This is a genomic window from Palleronia abyssalis (assembly GCF_900302445.1).
In the GTDB taxonomy this organism is placed as follows: domain Bacteria; phylum Pseudomonadota; class Alphaproteobacteria; order Rhodobacterales; family Rhodobacteraceae; genus Palleronia; species Palleronia abyssalis.
In genome coordinates this window covers 592,468-610,156 of sequence record NZ_ONZF01000003.1, presented here as the reverse complement: position 1 = coordinate 610,156, position 17,689 = coordinate 592,468, and the positions used below count along the sequence as shown (strand labels likewise).

The 17,689-nt window shown below is 64.6% G+C and carries 18 protein-coding genes and 1 pseudogene; 7 read left to right on the top strand and 12 right to left on the bottom strand.

Features of this window, described 5'->3' with window-relative positions; all coding sequences use genetic code 11:
- Nucleotides 1–54: 54 nt before the first annotated feature.
- Nucleotides 55–360, top strand: a pseudogene (locus PAA8504_RS10195) (integrase core domain-containing protein); the annotation flags it as partial.
- A gap of 264 nt (nucleotides 361–624) precedes the next feature.
- Here the strand turns inward: PAA8504_RS10195 and PAA8504_RS10190 are convergent.
- Nucleotides 625–843 (bottom strand): hypothetical protein, encoded by a 219-nt coding sequence (locus PAA8504_RS10190; protein WP_108894053.1) that lies wholly within the window; start codon nucleotides 841–843, stop codon nucleotides 625–627.
- Nucleotides 844–1,785: 942 nt separating this feature from the next.
- Between PAA8504_RS10190 and PAA8504_RS10185 the strand changes: the two genes are divergently transcribed.
- The 3 genes from PAA8504_RS10185 to PAA8504_RS10175 all read left to right on the top strand — a co-directional run bounded on the left by PAA8504_RS10185 (nucleotide 1,786) and on the right by PAA8504_RS10175 (nucleotide 3,606).
- Nucleotides 1,786–2,412, top strand: a complete 627-nt coding sequence (locus PAA8504_RS10185; protein ID WP_108894052.1) for a VOC family protein — start codon at nucleotides 1,786–1,788, stop codon at nucleotides 2,410–2,412.
- 105 nt (nucleotides 2,413–2,517) lie between these two features.
- A complete protein-coding gene (locus tag PAA8504_RS10180; protein WP_108894051.1) occupies nucleotides 2,518–3,201 on the top strand; it encodes a molecular chaperone DjiA in 684 nt (227 codons plus the stop codon).
- A 51-nt stretch (nucleotides 3,202–3,252) separates the two neighbouring features.
- On the top strand, nucleotides 3,253–3,606 hold the full coding sequence (locus tag PAA8504_RS10175) for an AAA+ family ATPase (RefSeq protein ID WP_108894050.1): 354 nt from the start codon (nucleotides 3,253–3,255) through the stop codon (nucleotides 3,604–3,606).
- Here the strand turns inward: PAA8504_RS10175 and ppx are convergent.
- From ppx to PAA8504_RS10155, 4 genes are all read right to left on the bottom strand, one after another.
- Nucleotides 3,603–5,162: an exopolyphosphatase gene (gene ppx, locus PAA8504_RS10170; protein WP_108894049.1), complete on the bottom strand. Its 1,560-nt coding sequence runs from the start codon at nucleotides 5,160–5,162 to the stop codon at nucleotides 3,603–3,605. The two genes, PAA8504_RS10175 and ppx, sit on opposite strands and share 4 nt — an antisense overlap.
- 143 nt (nucleotides 5,163–5,305) lie before the next feature.
- The gene (locus PAA8504_RS10165) at nucleotides 5,306–7,483 is read right to left on the bottom strand and encodes an RNA degradosome polyphosphate kinase (RefSeq protein ID WP_108894048.1); all 2,178 of its coding nucleotides are present in this window, start codon (nucleotides 7,481–7,483) and stop codon (nucleotides 5,306–5,308) included.
- Between the two features lie 28 nt (nucleotides 7,484–7,511).
- Nucleotides 7,512–8,195 carry a P-loop NTPase family protein gene (locus PAA8504_RS10160; protein ID WP_108894047.1) on the bottom strand — a complete coding sequence of 228 codons (684 nt, stop codon included), beginning with the start codon at nucleotides 8,193–8,195 and terminating at the stop codon, nucleotides 7,512–7,514.
- Nucleotides 8,192–9,298 (bottom strand): AI-2E family transporter, encoded by a 1,107-nt coding sequence (locus PAA8504_RS10155; RefSeq protein ID WP_108894046.1) that lies wholly within the window; start codon nucleotides 9,296–9,298, stop codon nucleotides 8,192–8,194. The genes PAA8504_RS10160 and PAA8504_RS10155 overlap by 4 nt, the downstream gene beginning before the upstream one ends.
- Nucleotides 9,299–9,422: 124 nt before the next feature.
- Between PAA8504_RS10155 and PAA8504_RS10150 the strand changes: the two genes are divergently transcribed.
- Nucleotides 9,423–10,223, top strand: a complete 801-nt coding sequence (locus PAA8504_RS10150) for a glycosyl transferase (RefSeq protein ID WP_108894045.1) — start codon at nucleotides 9,423–9,425, stop codon at nucleotides 10,221–10,223.
- Between the two features lie 61 nt (nucleotides 10,224–10,284).
- Nucleotides 10,285–11,622, top strand: a complete 1,338-nt coding sequence (gene proS / locus PAA8504_RS10145) for a proline--tRNA ligase (protein ID WP_108894044.1) — start codon at nucleotides 10,285–10,287, stop codon at nucleotides 11,620–11,622.
- Nucleotides 11,623–11,628: 6 nt separating this feature from the next.
- Here the strand turns inward: proS and PAA8504_RS10140 are convergent, their stop codons facing one another.
- Genes PAA8504_RS10140 through PAA8504_RS10130 form a run of 3 tightly spaced genes read right to left on the bottom strand, consistent with a single transcriptional unit; the run spans nucleotide 11,629 to nucleotide 12,979 of the window.
- Nucleotides 11,629–12,030, bottom strand: coding sequence for a hypothetical protein (locus PAA8504_RS10140; RefSeq protein WP_108894043.1), 402 nt, complete (start codon nucleotides 12,028–12,030; stop codon nucleotides 11,629–11,631).
- Between the two features lie 60 nt (nucleotides 12,031–12,090).
- Complete coding sequence (locus PAA8504_RS10135; protein ID WP_108894042.1) at nucleotides 12,091–12,348, bottom strand: hypothetical protein; 258 nt, start codon at nucleotides 12,346–12,348, stop codon at nucleotides 12,091–12,093.
- Nucleotides 12,335–12,979, bottom strand: coding sequence for a Rho termination factor N-terminal domain-containing protein (locus tag PAA8504_RS10130; protein WP_219928914.1), 645 nt, complete (start codon nucleotides 12,977–12,979; stop codon nucleotides 12,335–12,337). Before PAA8504_RS10130 ends, PAA8504_RS10135 begins: the two co-directional genes overlap by 14 nt.
- Nucleotides 12,980–13,120: 141 nt before the next feature.
- Here PAA8504_RS10130 and PAA8504_RS10125 point away from each other — a divergent pair, with 141 nt between their 5' ends.
- Nucleotides 13,121–14,308 (top strand): PQQ-dependent sugar dehydrogenase, encoded by a 1,188-nt coding sequence (locus PAA8504_RS10125; protein WP_108894096.1) that lies wholly within the window; start codon nucleotides 13,121–13,123, stop codon nucleotides 14,306–14,308.
- A 28-nt stretch (nucleotides 14,309–14,336) separates the two neighbouring features.
- Here PAA8504_RS10125 and PAA8504_RS10120 read toward each other — a convergent pair whose 3' ends face one another.
- From PAA8504_RS10120 to PAA8504_RS10105, 4 genes are all read right to left on the bottom strand, one after another.
- A complete protein-coding gene (locus PAA8504_RS10120) occupies nucleotides 14,337–15,197 on the bottom strand; it encodes an SMP-30/gluconolactonase/LRE family protein (protein WP_108894041.1) in 861 nt (286 codons plus the stop codon).
- Nucleotides 15,194–15,796 (bottom strand): 2-dehydro-3-deoxy-6-phosphogalactonate aldolase, encoded by a 603-nt coding sequence (locus PAA8504_RS10115; RefSeq protein ID WP_108894040.1) that lies wholly within the window; start codon nucleotides 15,794–15,796, stop codon nucleotides 15,194–15,196. The genes PAA8504_RS10120 and PAA8504_RS10115 overlap by 4 nt, the downstream gene beginning before the upstream one ends.
- Nucleotides 15,797–15,799: 3 nt before the next feature.
- A complete protein-coding gene (locus PAA8504_RS10110; protein ID WP_108894039.1) occupies nucleotides 15,800–16,693 on the bottom strand; it encodes a 2-dehydro-3-deoxygalactonokinase in 894 nt (297 codons plus the stop codon).
- Between the two features lie 141 nt (nucleotides 16,694–16,834).
- Nucleotides 16,835–17,686 carry a dimethyl sulfoxide reductase anchor subunit family protein gene (locus PAA8504_RS10105; protein ID WP_108894038.1) on the bottom strand — a complete coding sequence of 284 codons (852 nt, stop codon included), beginning with the start codon at nucleotides 17,684–17,686 and terminating at the stop codon, nucleotides 16,835–16,837.
- Between the last annotated feature and the right edge of the window lie 3 nt (nucleotides 17,687–17,689).

Genomic DNA, 17,689 nt, shown 5'->3' with positions numbered 1-17,689 from the left:
TACATCGCGTCCCGTTGCCCGGCAGGGTCATGCGGAGCATGATCCCGGGAGGGGGGAAAGCCAATGCAGAACGGTTTCGTCGAGAGCTTCAACGGCAGGATGCGCGATGAGCTGCTCGACGAGACCACGTTCCGCAACTTGGCCCATGCGCGGATCGTGATCGCCGCATGGGCTAACGACTACAACACCGAACGCCCGCATTCGGCCTTGGATTACCAGACCCCGGTCGACTACGCGCGGACCCTGACCACCGCAATCAACCGCCCCGCTGCGTGAGATGAAAGCTCCGCACGTCGGGCGATTGCTCAACCTGCGCCAGCCGGCGTAAACACCAACCGGGCTCCGGTCGTCGCTGGATGAAAGATCAGTGGCAGGTCAGGCCGACCATTGAAACGCGCGCGGCCTGGATGGATGACTCCAAGCCAGTGCAGCTAGGCTATAGGAGGCAAGAATGATGGATACTGCCGTGGCAAAGGCCATGCCGTCGCCTGACGGGAGGGATGGAACGATGAAATCGTCGATTCCGCCACGATCGCTTCCAACACGTACAAGCAGGTCGACCCCCGCGATGGCGCCCGCCAGGAAGGCGCAGATCGTCTGGACGAGGCGGCCGTCCGTTCTCGTCTACACGAAGAGCCCGGCTGAAAGCAGCATGAAGCACATGGCGGCGCTTGGAGCCATGGCCGCAAAGTCCGGCCGGATGCGGCGGAGGAAATCGATATCAGCTCCCCAGCCGAGGACCAGCACGGCCGCGCTCACGGTCGCCACGATCAGCGACAGTCGCCTCGACCATCTCGAACTATCCCAGGAACGGTCGGCGGTCCCGGTGTTCGGTCCTTGCATGCTGGCCTCCCGCGGTTTCGAGTTTCCTGCATCGGACCCTCGGCCAAGACCCGGGGAACGGCAAATTGCATCCTGTCCATGCTCCGAACCAAGATCGCAGAGTATCGTCGGACTACAAGCTTAGGTATTTGCCAGCATTGAACCGCATGCTGCTGCTGGGCATCGGGTTCAAGCTATTCCACCTATTATCTGGTGGATCTGGACAATGCCGTCATTGTGAATTTCGAACCGACGGCTTCGATCCAGCAAGTGGAAGCGCGCGCGTCCCTGATCACGACCACCCCCCTTGATGAACCCCGCCATGCTCGCTCTTTCCGTTTAAGTAAAGCATACAGCAAAATGCGGTTTGCACTTGGCCTCGGCCAAGAGCGGCTATCACGCTATGGCAGGACAAGCGCATAATCCGAGCCGTGCGTGGGTCAGTTCTTGTTTCGGTAGGCCGCCTTTTGAGACGCTGTTTGCCCCGCCGTGCCGGATTACGGCAGCCGACCTTGCCCTCGCCGAGATCCGCGATGTCGATCATGCTCCGTGTCCTGGGCGTTCTGACCGACGCGAACGGCGGCTCTAAGCTGCCTCCCGGATCCACGGTCTTGCCGATTACTACCGGACGATTGCCGAGGCGGGAATGAACAGCGCCATCGATCGCGACGAGGCCGGCATCGTTCGCAAGCGCCTCTATCCGCGTCGTATCGGCTCCGCGAGTTACGCGCAGAGCCCGACGGCGTGACCAAGCCAACGCACCTCTGCAAAGTCTCACCGGCATGATGGTCATCAGCAAGCAAACCACTGCCGAAGAAAGATCGCCGCCGGATCCCCTTGGCCCCCGACGGTCTTCTTTTGTCAGCGGTGTGCCCTGCCTCCTTCTGGACTTTTGCAGAAGATACGATCAACCAGCCGGTGTGTTCGGGGCAAAGCCCTGGAGCCTGTCAGGAGGGATACGACTTGAACATCGACCACATCGTCATCACGGCTCCCGATCTCGATACCGGGGCGGAGGCTGTACACGAAGCGCTCGGCGTTGCACCCGTACAGGGCGGCAAACATTCTCTGATGGGCACCCACAACCGGCTGCTTTCGCTAGGGCCGGACATGTATCTAGAGGTCATAGCCGTCGATCCTGACGCCCCCGATCCCGGACGTCCCCGGTGGTTCGCGATGGACCGGTTTTCGGGTCCGCCCCGCCTTACCAACTGGGCGGCGCAGGCGGATGACATGACCCGCGCACTGGCCGAGGCGCCCATGGGGATGGGGGAACTGACCTCGCTGACCCGGGGCGATCTGTCGTGGCAAATGGCCATTCCCCCAAGCGGAGAACTGCCGTTCGACGGCGTGCTGCCCATGCTTCTGTCTTGGCAGGGTCGGACGGCCGCCGATCTTTTGTCCCCATCCGGGTGCCGACTGCAGCGCTTGATCCTTACGCATCCCCGAGCCGGGGACATCCGGACGGCTTGGCCGCGACTGGCAGCGACGGATCGCTTGCAGATCGAGGTCGGACCGCAACCCGGTCTGGCGGCCGAAATTGCCACGCCAGAGGGTCTGAAGACGCTCTCTGGCGTCATCGGCAACTAGATTTTGTCCCTGGTCGCGGCGCCCGTCCAGCAGGTTGCGTTCCAGCAGCCAGCCAAGGTGTTTTCGCCGCTTTGCCTAAGCGCGCGCGAAGGCTAACTTCGCGCCATGTCAATCTGGTCCCGCATTACCGATGCTCTGTCGGCCCTGCGTCAGGGGGAAAGCCTGGCGACCGTGTTCGATCGGCTGCGCACCGCGCCGGAACGCAGCGTCGGCTTCACGATCGCCGTCATCGCCCTGGGGGCAAAGATGGCCAAGGCCGACGGACAGGTCACACGCGACGAGGTCACGGCCTTTCGCGAGGTCTTCCAGATCCCCGACGGGGCCGAGGCTGCGGCGGGACGGGTGTTCGATCTTGCCCGACAGGACGTTGCCGGGTTCGACGACTATGCCCGTCGCATCCGCGCCATGTTCGGCCCCGAAGGCAGCGACAGCCTGATCGACTTGATGGACGGGCTGTTCCATATCGCCGTTGCCGATGGGGCGTATCACCCGGACGAGGAAGTGTTCCTGCGCCGCGTCCAGGAGATTTTTGGCCTGGCCGAAAGCGAGTTTCGCCAGATCCGTGCCCGCCACGTCACGGATGCAGAACCGGACCCCTACGAGGTTCTAGGTCTGCAGCCGGGGGCCTCGCCGGCAGAGGCGCGAGCGGCCTGGAAGAGGCTGGTCAAGGAAAGTCATCCAGACCGGATGATTGCCAGGGGCGTGCCACCCGAGGCGGTGCACATGGCCGAACGCCGTATACGGGCACTCAATCGCGCATGGGAGCTGATCGAGGCCGAACAGGCGTGAACCTCGGCAAGCGCGCTTGACCTTCAGGGTGCGCACCCCACCATTTGTAGAATGAGACACATCATTCCCGCCTTGGTGACCGCGTTGCTTCTTTCTACCCCTGCGATCGCGCAGGAGGCGACCGAAGACCCGGACATGCCAATCGGTGATACGTCGGATGTCGAACAAGGCCTGGATTTGCTGTCCGAGGGGACGCGCCAGCTTCTCCGTGGCCTGATGGGCGAGGTCGAACCGCGGATGCGAGACTTGGCCGAATCGCTCGAGAATTTCGACTTCAATGGCATCGGAGTAGACGACCTGGGCGCCTACCACCCGCCTGAGATGTTGCCCAACGGCGACATCATCCTGCGTCGGAAGGAAGATCGACCGATCGATACGCCCATGGATGACGAGATCGAGATCTAGCCACCGCTGAGCGTTCCGCGCAGCATCTTGACCTCGGAAGTTGCGTCCAAGGCACTGACCAGGGCCTTGAATCGCGATTGCGCAACTTCGCCGAACAAATCCCGGGCTTCTTGTGCAAGGCGTAGTTCCAGGTGCCGGCGCTTGGGGAACCAACGCATTTCCCCGTGGCTCAGCGGTTCCCGCGCCGAGAACATCGCACCGAACCGCATCGCACGGCCCAAGACTTCAGCGTTCCTCAGTTCCTTGTCGGACAGCACGCCTTCCATCTGATCGAACCGGGTGCCAGAGCGTGATCCTTTGTAACGGTGCAGAAGGGACAGCCCCAGGAACAGGCGTTCCTCGTGGGTCAGTCCGCCGAGATTGGCGCGCGTGGCACTGTCGAAACAGGCCTCGTGGCGGTAATCGGGGTGCGCCCGCCAGTTCACATCGTGCAGCAGGCATGCCGCGCGCACGATCCGCAAGCGGCCGCCGGGGCGGTCACGGAATAGCGGCAGGATAAAGTGGTACAAGGCACGTCCGAACCCCGGCTGGCGCGCGTCCTTCTGTTCGATGAAGCGGCAGGCTTCGATCAACGGGTCGCGATCTCGCAAGGGCTGGGGCATCTGTTCGTATAGAATGCCTTCGCGGATGCCGTAGGACGAGACCGCGATTTCGGCCGGTTTCAAACCTTTCACCACCTCCTTCAGCACCAGGCTGGCCAGCGGGACCAGCGTCATGCGGCTTTCGCCGATGCCGGTCAGGGCGCGGAGTTCGTCGACTGAGCGTTTCTGGATGTATTTCAGAGTTTCACGCACGTCCTTCGGGGTCATCCGGTATTCGTGCAGAACGTGCAGGGGATAGTCCCTGCGGCTCATGTCGATCCGCGCGATGGCCCGCCAAGAGCCGCCGACCAGGAACATGCGCGGCGCTTTCTCGCCCACCTCGTCCTTCAGCGTGTCGACCGTCTCGCGAATATGGGCCACCAGCGTCTTTTTGTTCCCCCCAAGCCCTTCAAGGCGCAGCGGCCCAAGCGGAGAGGTCACACGGTGTCCGATCCGCCCCGATCCGATGACCGCAAGCTCCATCGACGAACCGCCGATGTCGCAGACCAGCCCCTCTGCGCCCGGCCAGCCCAAAAGGACCCCCTGCGCCGACAGCCGCGCCTCTTCCTCGCCGTCGATGATGGTGATCGAGATTCCTGTCTCGCGCTCGACCTCGTCGCGGAATTCCGCTCCGTCCTCGGCCTCGCGCATGGCTGCGGTGGCGACCGCGATCACGGGCGAGGCGCCCATGCCGTCGACCAGCTTGGCAAAGCGGCGCATCGCGGCCATGGCACGGGCCTTGCCCTCGGGGTTCAGGCGCCCCGTCTCGCTGAAGCCGGCGCCGAGGCCGGCCATGACCTTTTCGTTGAAGAAATACGCGGGCGACCGTGCGGCCCCGTCGAACACGACCATCCGGATGGAATTCGATCCGATATCGATGACGGCGACGCGGCTGACGGCCCGCGCGGTGGGGTCGTCGAACAGGGGAGGACCGAACGGTCCATATTCATCGGCAGGCGGGGCAGGGGGCGTCATGCGCGGGGCCTCGGTCCTTGCGGTTCGATCAGGTACTTGTGATCCAGCTCGGGGAAATCAAACGCAACGTGGATCACGCGCAAGCCCTGACCTAGAGGCAAGCATCCAAGACGGCGCCCGGATGCGTCCCACGTGCAGCCCCATCATTCCGCGGCGTGGGTCAGTTCTGGTACGTCCTTCGCCCCGGCCGAACCGCGCCCCGACAGCGATGGGTTCTCCAGGAAGAAGCGATGGCAGGAGAACGACCGTTCCTGCGTTTCGGGGGCCGGGCGTTCGAACTGGCCGTTCGGGCGCAGTATCCAGCTTTGGGCCGTGTCTGCCATGTTCGCGGCCATGATCTGGCTGACGATCTGTGCCTTGACGGTTGGGTTCTCGCATTCGACCAACGTCTCGACCCGGCGGTTCAGATTGCGTCCCATCCAGTCGGCGGATGAGATGAAGACCCGCGCCTTCTTAGAGGGAAGCTCGTGCCCGTTGCCGACGCAGACGATGCGCGAATGCTCCAGGAAGCGGCCGACGATGGACTTGATGCGGATGTTCTCGCTCAGGCCTTCGATCCCGGGGCGCAGGCCGCAGATCCCCCGCACGACAAGCGAGACCTTCACCCCCCGCTGACTGACCTCATAAAGCTTGTCGATCACGTCCGCCTCGATGATCGAGTTCATCTTGCCCCAGATCGCGGCGGGCTTTCCGGCCTCGGCGTTCAGGGCCTCCTGCTCGAACATGTCCAGCAGCTTCTGTTTCAGCGTCAGGGGCGAGACGCCGAGATTTTCCAGATCCTCGGGCTGGGCATAGCCAGAAAGATAGTTGAACAGCCGCGTCATGTCGCGGCCCAGCACCGGATCGGTCGTGAAGAACGACAGATCGGTATAGATGCGCGCCGTGATGTGGTGGTAGTTGCCCGTGCCGAAGTGGCTATATGTCACCGTCTTGTCGCCTTCGCGCCGGATGACGGCCGACAGCTTGGCGTGGGTCTTGAGGTTCAGGAAGCCATAGACGACGTGAACGCCCGCGCGTTCCAGCTTGCGGGACTGGCGGATGTTCGCGGCCTCGTCGAAGCGCGCCTTCAGCTCGACCAGTGCGGTGACCTGCTTGCCCGCCTCGGCCGCTTCGCAAAGGGCGTCGACGATTGGGCTGTCTTGGCTGGTCCGATAAAGCGTCTGCTTGATCGCCACCACGTTCGGGTCGGCCGCTGCCTGCTTGAGGAAGCGAACCACCATGTCGAACGTCTCGTAGGGGTGGTGCAGCAGCATGTCCTTCTGGCGGATCGCTGCGAACATGTCGCCCTCGTGATCCTGCACCCGTTCGGGTACGCGCGGGGTGAAGGCGGGCCAAAGCAGGTCGGGGCGTTCTTTCAGCACAAGCTCGGACAAGTGTCCGACGCCGATCAGCCCCTCCGTCTCGATGGTTTCGTCTTCCTTCACGGGAAGCTCTTCCATGATGATGCGCTTCAGCCCCTCGGGCGCTTTGGCCGAGATGTTCAGGCGCACGACCTCGCCCCGGCGACGGCGCTTCAGGGCAACCTCGAACTCGCGCACCAGATCCTCGGCTTCGTCCTCGACCTCCAGATCGCTGTCGCGCAGCACGCGGAAGGTGCAGTGCCCCTTCACCTTGTAGCGCGGATAGAGGGTGCCGATGTGCAAAAGCAGAAGCTCTTCCAGCGGGATGACCCGCACCTGGCCTTCGGGCGCGTTGAGGCGCACGAACCGGTCGATCTGCTGCGGGATGGGCAGCAGCGCGCGCAGGGTCTTGCCGTCCTTGGCCCGTTCCAGCTGAAGCGCAAGGGAATAGCCTGTGGACGGAATAAAGGGGAACGGATGTGCCGGGTCGATGGCCAGAGGCGACAGGACCGGGAACACGCTTTGCAGGAAGACACCTTCGAGGAAAGTATGGTCGGCTTTGTCCAGATCCGACCGGGTCAGAATGTGGATGCCTTCCTCGGCCATCCGCGCCTTCAGCTCGGCATAGACGTCCTGCTGGCGGTCCATCAGGTCGCGTGCATTCGCGTTGATCCGGGTCAGCTGTTGCGCGGGGGTCAGACCATCGGCGGCCGGGGTCGTGTTCCCCGACAGCGCAAGCTCTCGCAGGCCCGCGACGCGCACGGTGTAGAACTCGTCCAGGTTGGTAGCCGAGATCGACAGGAAACGCAGGCGCTCCAGCAGGGGAACGCGCGTGTTCTCGGCCTCTTCCAGGACCCGCCAGTTGAATGCCAGCCACGACAGTTCGCGATTGAAATAGCGCCCGGGGCCCGACAAATCGTCGGATGGATCGGGTGCCGTGGCTGCGGGGAATGGGGCGTTGAGGAAGTCGGTTTCGGTCATGGCGGCCTTATGCGTTGTCTTGATGACGTTACGGCGACACGCCTACGCGCGCCAGAGCCTCGCGCGCCATGTCACGCGACACGGCACGCCGGCGCGCATACGACAGACGGTTCAGCTCGACCGCGATATCCCGCGCGGCTTCGGCGGTGCGCGGCATCCGGTTGACGAGGTAGACCAGCGTCGACAGGTCGGCGGACAGTTTCTGGTCATTCAACTGCTTTTCCAGAAGTGCCCCCAGAAGGGCGTCGTCCGGCGCCTGGATCGTCGCCACGGTCATGGCGGAAAGGCGACTGGCGAGGTCCGGGAGGGCAATGCCCCATCTTGCGGGTGCGTCCCCACCCGTCACCAGAAGCTGCCCCCCCATGCTGCTCAGCCGGTTGTACAGATGGAACAGCGCCGCTTCGGCGCCGCGCTGACCCGCGATCCCGGGCACATCCTCGACCGCCACCCGGGTCGCGCCAGCCAGCGTGGCAATGTCGTATCGGGTCAGGTCAGCGGCTTGCACCACCACCGCGTCGGTCGCGGCGGCCCAAACGTGGACAAGGTGGGTCTTGCCGCAGGCCGGCGGGCCGGTCAGTGCGAGCCGTCCGCCGGGCCAGCGTGGCGCCTCGATCAGGGCCAGCGCCGTGGCGTTTGCCTGCGTGACGACGAAATCGGCGCGACCCAGCGCAGGGCGGCGGGCAAGGTCGAGGGGAAGCTGTTCGGCCCTCATGAGCCTCTGCTCCCGGACCCCTGGTAAAGCGAGCTTTCGCGGTAGCGCGCCGTCAGGAAGCGGGCGATCACGCCCATCGCCGCTGCCGCGGGCACCGCGATAAGGAAGCCCACGAAGCCGAACACGGCGCCGAAGGCCGACAGCGCGAACAATAGCCAGACCGGATGCAGCCCGACCGAGTCGCCCACCAGCTTGGGCGTCAGGAAGTTGCCTTCGACGAACTGACCGGACTGAAAGATGGCCCAGACGACTAGGATCCACACCCAATCCCCCCAGAACTGGAACAGCGCCAGACCGATGGCGAGGATGCCGCCCACCAGCGCGCCGACATAGGGGATGAAGGTCAGAAAGCCGGCGATGGCGCCAACGATCAGCCCGAATTGCAACCCCACGGCGGCCAACGCGGCGGCATAATACACCCCCAAGATCAAACAAACGAGGCCCTGTCCCCGCACGAACGACGCCAGCGTGTCGTCGATATCGCGCGCCACGCGGCGGATCGTCGGTGCGTGGTCCCGCGGCAGAAGGGTGTCGATCTCGGCCATCATGCGATCCCAATCTATCAGCAGATAAACGGCGACCACCGGCACGATCAGGAACAGCACAAGGACGTTCACCAGCCCCGAAGCGCTGGCCAGCACCCCTTCGACCAGGCTGCCGGCCCGGTCGCGGATCGCCTGCGTCGCGTTCGCCAGCATGTCACGCAGGGTCGTGTCGATGTCCGCGAAGTCGGGGAATCGTTCCACGAAACCGGGAAACCGCCCGGACAGCCAGGTCTGCAGCCCCTCGACCGTATCGGGCGCGCGTTCGATCAGCAGGGCGATCCGCTCGGTCAGGGACACGGCCTGGGTTGCCAGTGTCGGCACCACCAGAAGGATTGTCGCCACAAGGATCAGAAGCGTGGCGACCGTGATGATGGCGACCGCAGCTACCCGCGGCAGGCCAAGACGCTGCAACCTGTCTGCCACCGGATCCAGAAGATAGGCGATTGCTGCGCCCAAGAGGAAGGGCAGGATCACGTCACCCAGCCACCACAGCACCAGAAGGAACAGCGCCAGCGCGACGCCCCAGTATTTCATCTGATCTCGCACGGGCAGGGCCATGGCGCTCTCGCAATAGGGGCCGGGGCGTCTCGGCGCGTTCCGGGTATGGATCATCTTGGACCCGGCTTACACCAAGTGAAGGCCACCTTGTAGCGGTCACTTGGCATCCGTATGAGACGCGACGATGAAACAGGTGATCTGCATCCACTGGGGGACCAAATACGGCCCGCCCTATATCAACCGCCTTTATGGCATGGTCGCGCGCAACATCACGCCACCTTTCCGGTTCATCTGTTTCTGCGACGACCCCACCGGCATCCGGCCCGAGGTCGAGACACTGCCGCTGCCCGAAATCGACTATGAAATACCGAAGACCCGATCGGGGATCTGGCCGAAATCGCGGCTTTGGGGCGCGCGGCTGGGTGATCTGTCCGGGCCGGTCCTGTTTCTGGACCTCGATCTTCTGGTGACGGGGTCGCTCGACCCGTTCTTCGAGTTTGGCGCGCCGGACGACGTGATCCTGTCGCGCAACCCCTCGAACCCGTTGGAGCGGTTGGGCCAGACCTCGGTCTTCCGCTTTCCCGTCGGCAAGCTTCTGCCCTTGCAGGAAATATTCAAGGCGGACCCACTGGGCGTGGCCGAGGCCTACCGGTACGAACAGCGTTTTGTCACCCGCAACGCGCCCGGCGGGGTGAAGCTGTTCCCGCGCGGCTGGGTGGCGCATTTCAGGCGCGATTGCCGGCGGATCACGCCCCTGAACTATCTACTGCCGCCAAAGCAGCCCAAAGACGCGCGGATCGTGATCTTCCCCGGTCACCTGACCCCCGAGGACGCCATCCTGGGGCGGTACAACGCGAACGGCGCGACCAGTGCCCGCGAACACCTGAGACGCCTGCTGACGGGGCGCGTCAAATCCCGCCGTCTTGGCCATATCCGCCATTTCATCCGACCCGCTCCTTGGGTTGCCGATCACTGGCGCGAGTGACTTGCGGGGGCGGGGGCTTTGGCCTACCCCCGAACCGACCCGCCGAAGGAGCCCTGAGCAAATGCGCCTGTCCCGTTATTTCCTGCCCGTCCTGAAGGAGACACCCTCGGATGCGCAGATCGCCTCTCACCGGCTGATGCTGCGTGCGGGCATGATCAAGCAGAACGCGGCGGGCATCTATTCCTGGCTGCCGCTGGGCTATCGTGTCCTGCGTAACATCGAGCGGATCGTTCACGAAGAACAGCAGGCCGCGGGACACATCCCCATGTTGATGCCGACCCTGCAACCGGCCGACCTGTGGCGCGAGAGCGGCCGCTATGACGCCTATGGCCCCGAAATGCTGCGCATCCGCGACCGGCACGAACGGGACATGCTGTACGGCCCCACGAACGAGGAGATGATCACCGACATCTTCCGCAGCCACGTCGGCAGCTATCGCGACCTGCCGTTGACGCTGTATCATATCCAGTGGAAGTTCCGCGACGAGGTCCGCCCCCGTTTTGGCGTGATGCGCGGGCGCGAGTTCTTCATGAAAGACGGCTACAATTTCGACCTCAGCTACGAGGATTCGATGTATGCCTACGATCGCCACATGGTTAGCTATCTGCGTACCTACGAGCGGATGGGCCTGAAGGCGATCCCGATGCGCGCGGATTCCGGCCCCATCGGCGGCGACGACACGCACGAGTTTCTCGTGCTGGCCGACACGGGCGAGTCCGAAGTGTTCTACGATGCGGCCATCACCGACCTGACCCTGGGTGACCGCCAGATCGATTTTGACGACCGCGCGGGCCTGCGCGCCATCTGCGAGGAATGGACCACCCCCTACGCCCGCACGGACGAGACACACGATGCTGCCCTGTTCGACCAGATCCCCGAGGAGCAGCGCCGCACCTCGCGCGGGATAGAGGTGGGCCAGATCTTCTATTTCGGGACCAAGTATTCCGAACCGATGGGCGCCACCGTCGTAGGGCCCGATGGCGCGAAGGTGCCGGTCCACATGGGGTCGCACGGGATCGGGGTCTCTCGCCTGGTCGGTGCGTTGATCGAAGCGCATCACGATGATAACGGGATCATCTGGCCCGAGGGCGTGACCCCGTTCCATTGCGGCATCGTCAACCTGCGCCAGGGCGACGGCGATTGCGATGCAACCTGCGAGAAGATCGATGCGGCGCTGAAGGCCAAGGGCCTCGACCCCCTTTATGACGACCGGGACGAGCGGGCAGGGGCCAAGTTCGCGACGATGGATCTGATCGGTCTGCCGTGGCGTATCACCGTCGGTCCGCGCGGCCTGAAGAACGGTGTGGTCGAGCTGACCTCTCGCAAGACCGGCGAGTCCGAGGAGATGTCGCTGAAGGCCGCCGTGGACCGGGTCGGGCAAATCTACGCGCGACCCTGATCTACGTTAGCCATAGGGACGCAGGGTGAAGCCACGAGGCTGCCCCTGTAGCCTTGCAATGCATCCTGCGCGCAGTCCTACCACGCGATCCATGGTGGGCGTCGCGGGCAGGATACCGGTCGGCGGAATGGGTACGATCTGGGCGTTCGTATATGCCATCTGCTCCAGGACGATCCGCCGGGGGTCTGCCTTGCACAATCTTCGGATGCCGTCGGTGATGCGGCTGAAATCCTCCAGCGTATAAAGTTTGAACGTCTCGCTGCGCGGTTCACTGCGCGCAAGCATCAGGTGCGGTCCCGGATCGCTGATCGGGTCGGAGGCGAGTGTGGCCAGCCACCAGACTTGTGGCAGGGGAATACCGCCATCGACCATGATTTCGACGGCATAATCGCCAGTAAAAACGGTCACACTCTCTCTCCTTTTCGCTGCCGACCGATCCGCGCCGTAGTCCTGGCCTTCTTGGGGGCGTCACACCCTGCCAGCCAGTTCGAGGATCAGCGACCGCTTGTCCTTGTCCTTGGCCCCGTCGATGCCAGCCTCTGTCGCGGCCCCGTAGATTTCCTTGCGTGTCAGGCCCAGCCACGGGGTCAGATCGTCCTCGGCCTGATTGTCCATCGCGTCGATCAGGTCCGCCTTGGTCATGTCCGTATGCCCCGGCACTTCGCGCACAGAGGCGAGGTCGCGCAGGGCATCTTTCGACAGGTCCGACAACTCAACCGGCATCATTCAGGGCCTCGACCAGATCGTCCTTGTCCATGTCGGACCGCCCGTCGACATCGCGCTCCTGCGCCATGCCGTAAAGTTCGCCCTTCGTCTTCGCCTCTAGCGACGCTTTCGATCCCTTGCCGCGCCCGTTCTCGTCCGTCGCGTCGTCGATGGCTGACAGAAGCTCATCCTTGGTCATGTTCGACCGTCCTTCGATGTCCAGATCCCGGGCACGCTCGTCCAGCATGTCCTTCGTCGGACCGTTCTTCTTGATCTTCGCAACCTTGTCCTCGACGTCCTTCGGCTGGTCGACATATTGGCCCGACCCGTCCCTCTTCTTCTCGGTCGAGCGGGCATATTCGTCCTGGGTCAGTAGCATCCGGACCTTCTTGGGCAGATACCGCTCGCCGGTCTCGCCGGATTGGCCGCCCGACTTGGTGCCCCAGTCCTCCTCGGTCCAGTCATGCAGATCGGTATCCTTCTGATCGGGGCCGTCATCGGCATACCCCCCGCCGCGTTTCTTGTATTCCTGCACGGCCATCTGGGCCTTGCGCGCGGACCACTGGCCGGGATCGCCACCCTTGCCGGACTGCGTCACCTCGTCCTTCACCTTTTCCCACAGCTCGGGGTCGGTCTTCTTTGCCTCGCTCATCAGGGCCTCCGTCAATCATGCGTGTCGGGCCAAAACGCGGGAAGGCGGCCCGCAGATCCCGCTGCGACGAATTGCGCCGGCCGGAACGGGGGCGGTGTATGTCCGTTGATCCCGCAAACCAACGAAAGGGAGATCGACAACATGACGCGCACCCTCACCATGCTTTTGTCCACCGCACTGGCCACTGGCGCCGCGGCACAGGTCGAGCAGGGGCCGAAGAACGTCCCCGAATTCGAACCCGCATTCGAGAACCAGACCCGGGCCCCCGCCGTAGAGACAGTGGTGGCCCTGTCGGTCGAAACCGTGGCCGACGGCCTGATCCATCCCTGGGCCGTCGAGGTCCTGCCGAATGGCAACTACATCGTGACCGAGCGTGCCGGTCAGCTTCGAATCGTAACCCGTGACGGCACCGTTCAGGATCCGATCCAGAACGTGCCCGAGGTCGCCGCGCGCGATCAGGGCGGTCTACTGGACGTAGCATTGGCCGAAGACTTCGCCGAAAGCCGCACCCTGTTCCTGACCTACGCCAAGCCCATGGGCAGCGGCCAGACCGCGACCGCCGCCGCCCGCGCGACCCTATCCGAAGATGGCACGGCGCTTCAGGACGTCACCGACATCTTCGTGCAGGATCCGCCCGCAGACAACGCCATGCATATCGGCAGCCGCGTCGTACTGGACGGTGATTATGCTTTCGTGACGACGGGCGAGCACTTCACCGCAACCTATCGGGATTACGCTCAAGATTTCGACAAGACCTACGGCAAGATCGTGCGTGTGCATCAGGATGGCAGCCTGCCCGAGGACAATCCCTTCGACGACGTCGACGGTACGAAAGGCGAGATCTGGTCGCTGGGGCACCGCAACGTGCAGGGTGCTGCGCTTCATCCCGAGACCGGTCAGCTTTGGGGCTTGGAACATGGCCCCGCCGGCGGTGACGAGCTGAACCTGATCGAGGCCGGGCAAAACTATGGCTGGCCCGTCGTCAGCTATGGCCGCCAATATTCCGGCCCCCTGATCGGGATCGGAGAGCCGCGCCGCGAGGAATTCGTCGAGCCGCGGTATTACTGGGACCCGGTGATCGCACCCGGCGGTTTCGTCTTCTACGAGGGGGACATGTTCCCGGAATGGGATGGGAACGTCCTTGCGGCATCCCTTGCGCCCGGCGCACTGGTCCGGTTGACGATGGACGGCGACACGGTCACGGGCGAGGAACGTCTGGTGACAGATCGCGGGCGTATTCGCGACGTCGATGTCGACCAGGACGGAGCTGTGCTTCTGGTGACCGACAAGCCGAACGGAGAGCTTCTGCGCATCACGCCCGAAGGGTAGGCGGACCGTGATCGTCGTCGGCCCGGCGCTACATGATCAGCTGATGCTCGCGCTGACCGACACCTTCACCGGCCACGGCAAACGTGCGGCCGTGGCCGACGTCTGAAGTCACGGCATCTTCCGACAGCCCAACGGCAGCCGACGTGGCGAAAAGCGTGGCCAGACCGGGACCGCCGAAGGCCGGGCAGGTGATCTGGGTGGCAGGCAGGCGAACCTCTCGCTCGAACTGGCCGTCGGGGCTGTAGATCGCAACCCGGCCCGATCCCCAATGCGAGACCCACAGCCTGCCATCGCTGTCGCAGACGGCACCGTCCGGGCTGTGTCCCGCGCGGGTCTCGTCGATGAAGGGTTCGGGGTCGCCCAATGGGGTTCCGTCGCTCCCCAGTTTCCAACGCATGACGATCTGCGTCGGCGTATCTGTGAAATACGCCCAGTCGTGACGGGGTGAGAAGCAGATGGCGTTCGTGATCGTGATACCGTCCAGAAGCTGCGTCAAAGCGCCCTTGTGAAAGCGATAGATCGACCCGGCCTGCGCCTCTTTCCCGGTGCCCATGGTTCCGATCCAGAACCCGCCCCAGGGGTCGACGCGCCCGTCATTGGACCGTGTGGCGGGGTTGTCCGCCTCCAATGGGTGAAGATGGGTTTGTTCCCCGGTCTCCACGTTCAAAAGCGCAATATCGGTCTGCGTGGCAACCGCCAGATGTTCCTGGTCGACCCACGCAAGGCACGAGACGAAGCGGTCGAAATCGAAGCTGCGCAGACGGTCGCCTTCGCGCGTCATCACCCGGCGCGAGAGGATATCGCACCAGTAAAGCTGTTCGCGCTGGGGATGCCAAAGGGGGCCTTCACCCAGAAGGCAACGCGTCGTGTCGTGGACGGTGACTGTCATTCGAAAGCTCCATCATGGGCTGCAACCATCTCGGCGGCGCGGGTCGCGACGTCCTCGGGCGTGTCGCCGGGGCGGTAGAGGGCCGAGCCGATGCCGAAGCCCGACGCGCCCGCGCTGACCCACTCACGGAAGGCCGCGGGGCCGACACCGCCGACCATGTAAAGCCGCGTCTCGATTGGCAGGACCGCGCGCAGGGCCTTCAGCCCCTCGATCCCCATCTGGAAGGCGGGAAAGACCTTCAGGGCCGTCGCGCCGGCCTTCAGCGCCGCGAAGCATTCCGTCGGGGTCAGGACGCCGGGATAGCTGTCGAGGCCCGCCGTTCGCGTGGCGGCGATGACCTCGGGGTCGCAATTGGGCGAGACGACCATGCGGGCGCCCGTCTCGGCCACGTTACGTACATCTTCGGGCGTCAGGACCGTGCCCGCGCCGATCTGGGCCACGTCGCCGAACGTGTCGACCATCGCCCGGATCGACAGAAAGGGAGAGGGGGAGTTCAGCGGGACCTCGATCCGGGTTATTCCAGCGTTCACAAGGGCTTCGGTGACGGGGACCGCCTCATCGGGGTCGATGCCGCGCAGGATGGCGATGATCTCTCGCATGGGTCAGGTCTCCTTCCATAGGGCGCGGGCGGCCTTCAGGCCGGCAAGGGTGCAGGCATCGCCCCTTGCGATCAAGGGGGCCACGCCCTGGGCTTTCAGGGCGGCCGCGTAGTGGGAAACGAGCTTGGGGGCGCCGACGATGGCGGTCGGAAGGCCCAGCCAGTAGGGGCGTGCATTGGCCAGTTCCGCGCCTACCAGAAGGCCCGACAGGCGCGCGGCGGCCGTGGAAGAGTCCAATCCGTTCAGAAGGTTATCCGCCCTGATCTGGAAGGCGCGGGTGGCCAGCGCCTCAGGGCGGGACAGGCCGTCCGAGATCGCGTCGAGGAAGGCCGCGTCGTCCCAGCCGTCGGTGATGGAATGGCGCAGGACCGTATGGTGGGCGAGGGCCGCGTAGATCTCGCCGGTCATCGCGGTCTGGAACGACACGACCTCACCGGCCGAAATCTGCACCCATTTCGTGTGCGTTCCGGGCAGGATCAGGGTCCCGTCGAACTTCGGGTTGGGCGACAGGAACCCCGCGATCTGCGTCTCCTCGCCGCGCATCACATCGGGCGGGCGGGTCTGGCTGAGGCCGGGGACGATCCGCACGACCAGCTGATCGGACAGCGTTTCCACGCGGGTGGGGGTGCCGGAAAGTGGCGCGCAGGGGACCGCCTGATACCCCGCCTCGGCCCAGCCCTGACGGGCGCCGACCATGCCGCAGGCGAAGACGGGGCAGGCGTCGGGCAGGGTCCAGTCCGAGACGAGGTCGAGGAACGCGGGCTCGAACTCTGCGGGGCTGAGGGTCGCCATGCCGCGGGGGGAGGATGCTTCTGCCAGAACGCCGCCTGCGCGGTCCATGGCCCAAGCCCTGACGTTCGAGGTTCCCCAGTCGAGGGCGATCCAGTCCGGGTGCATGACCCCTCTCCATATTTCGGAATAAACGTCGGGCTTTCGTCGGACATGCGCCGGACAAAGGCAAGGCCCGGGTCGGGTTTGCGTCGGGCAAATGCCGGATACGCGTCGGACAAACGCCCGGCACCGCGCGGGACGGGCCGATCAGCGGTAGTAGAGGGCGAGGGTGTGCTCGGCCTCGGCGAAGAACAGCCAGCGGATCACCAGCGTGCCGCCCAGATGCGTCAGTGCGGCCAGCGGCAGGGCCAGCGGGGCGGGCGGGATCGCAAGGAAGGCGAGCGGGGCAAGATAGGCCGCGGCCAGTCCGATAGAGCGCAGGCGCAGCCGGTGCTTGCGGCCTACGACGAACACCATCTCGCGCGTGAGGTAGCTTTCGCCGGTATGGGGCGCCTCGAACGGGCGGACCTTCGGCCCGAGGCCGGTCGCGGATTCGCGGGTCGTAGGGCCGGTGCGCGCGTCGCCCGCTTTCCACGCGGCGAACTGCGCGGCTGCAGTCAGCACCAGCAGGATCGCCGCGGGCAGGCGGTGCCCGGCCAGCAGCGTTCCGGCTGTGGCGGCATGGGCAAGGAACAGCGCTGGTGTGGACCAATGGTGCCAGCGCGGCACGGTTTTGAGCTGGGCATAAATCATGGCGGTGGCGGTGATGGTCGCGATGGCCAGAAGGGCGGTTGGCAGACCGAGGAACAGCGCGGGCAGGCCGGTCAGCGACAGGATCGCCGTCAAACCGCCCAAGCCCAAGGTGCCAAAGGCCAGCCACGCCTCGCGCGACAGCCATGAGCTGCGCCATTCGCGGAACGCCTTCAGCGCGCGTTCGGGGCGGCCCAGATGCAGGGTCGATGCGGCAAGACCGGACAGCGCCAGTCCGAAGGCCAGCGCGAATTCCAGCAAGCCGCCCCAGCCGGTTGACGGGGCAATGCCGAGGCACGCCAGCGCCAGAAGGGCAAAGCCTGCCCCCGATAGGGTGGTGAAGAAAATGAGGGACGGCGCGGGATGCATTGC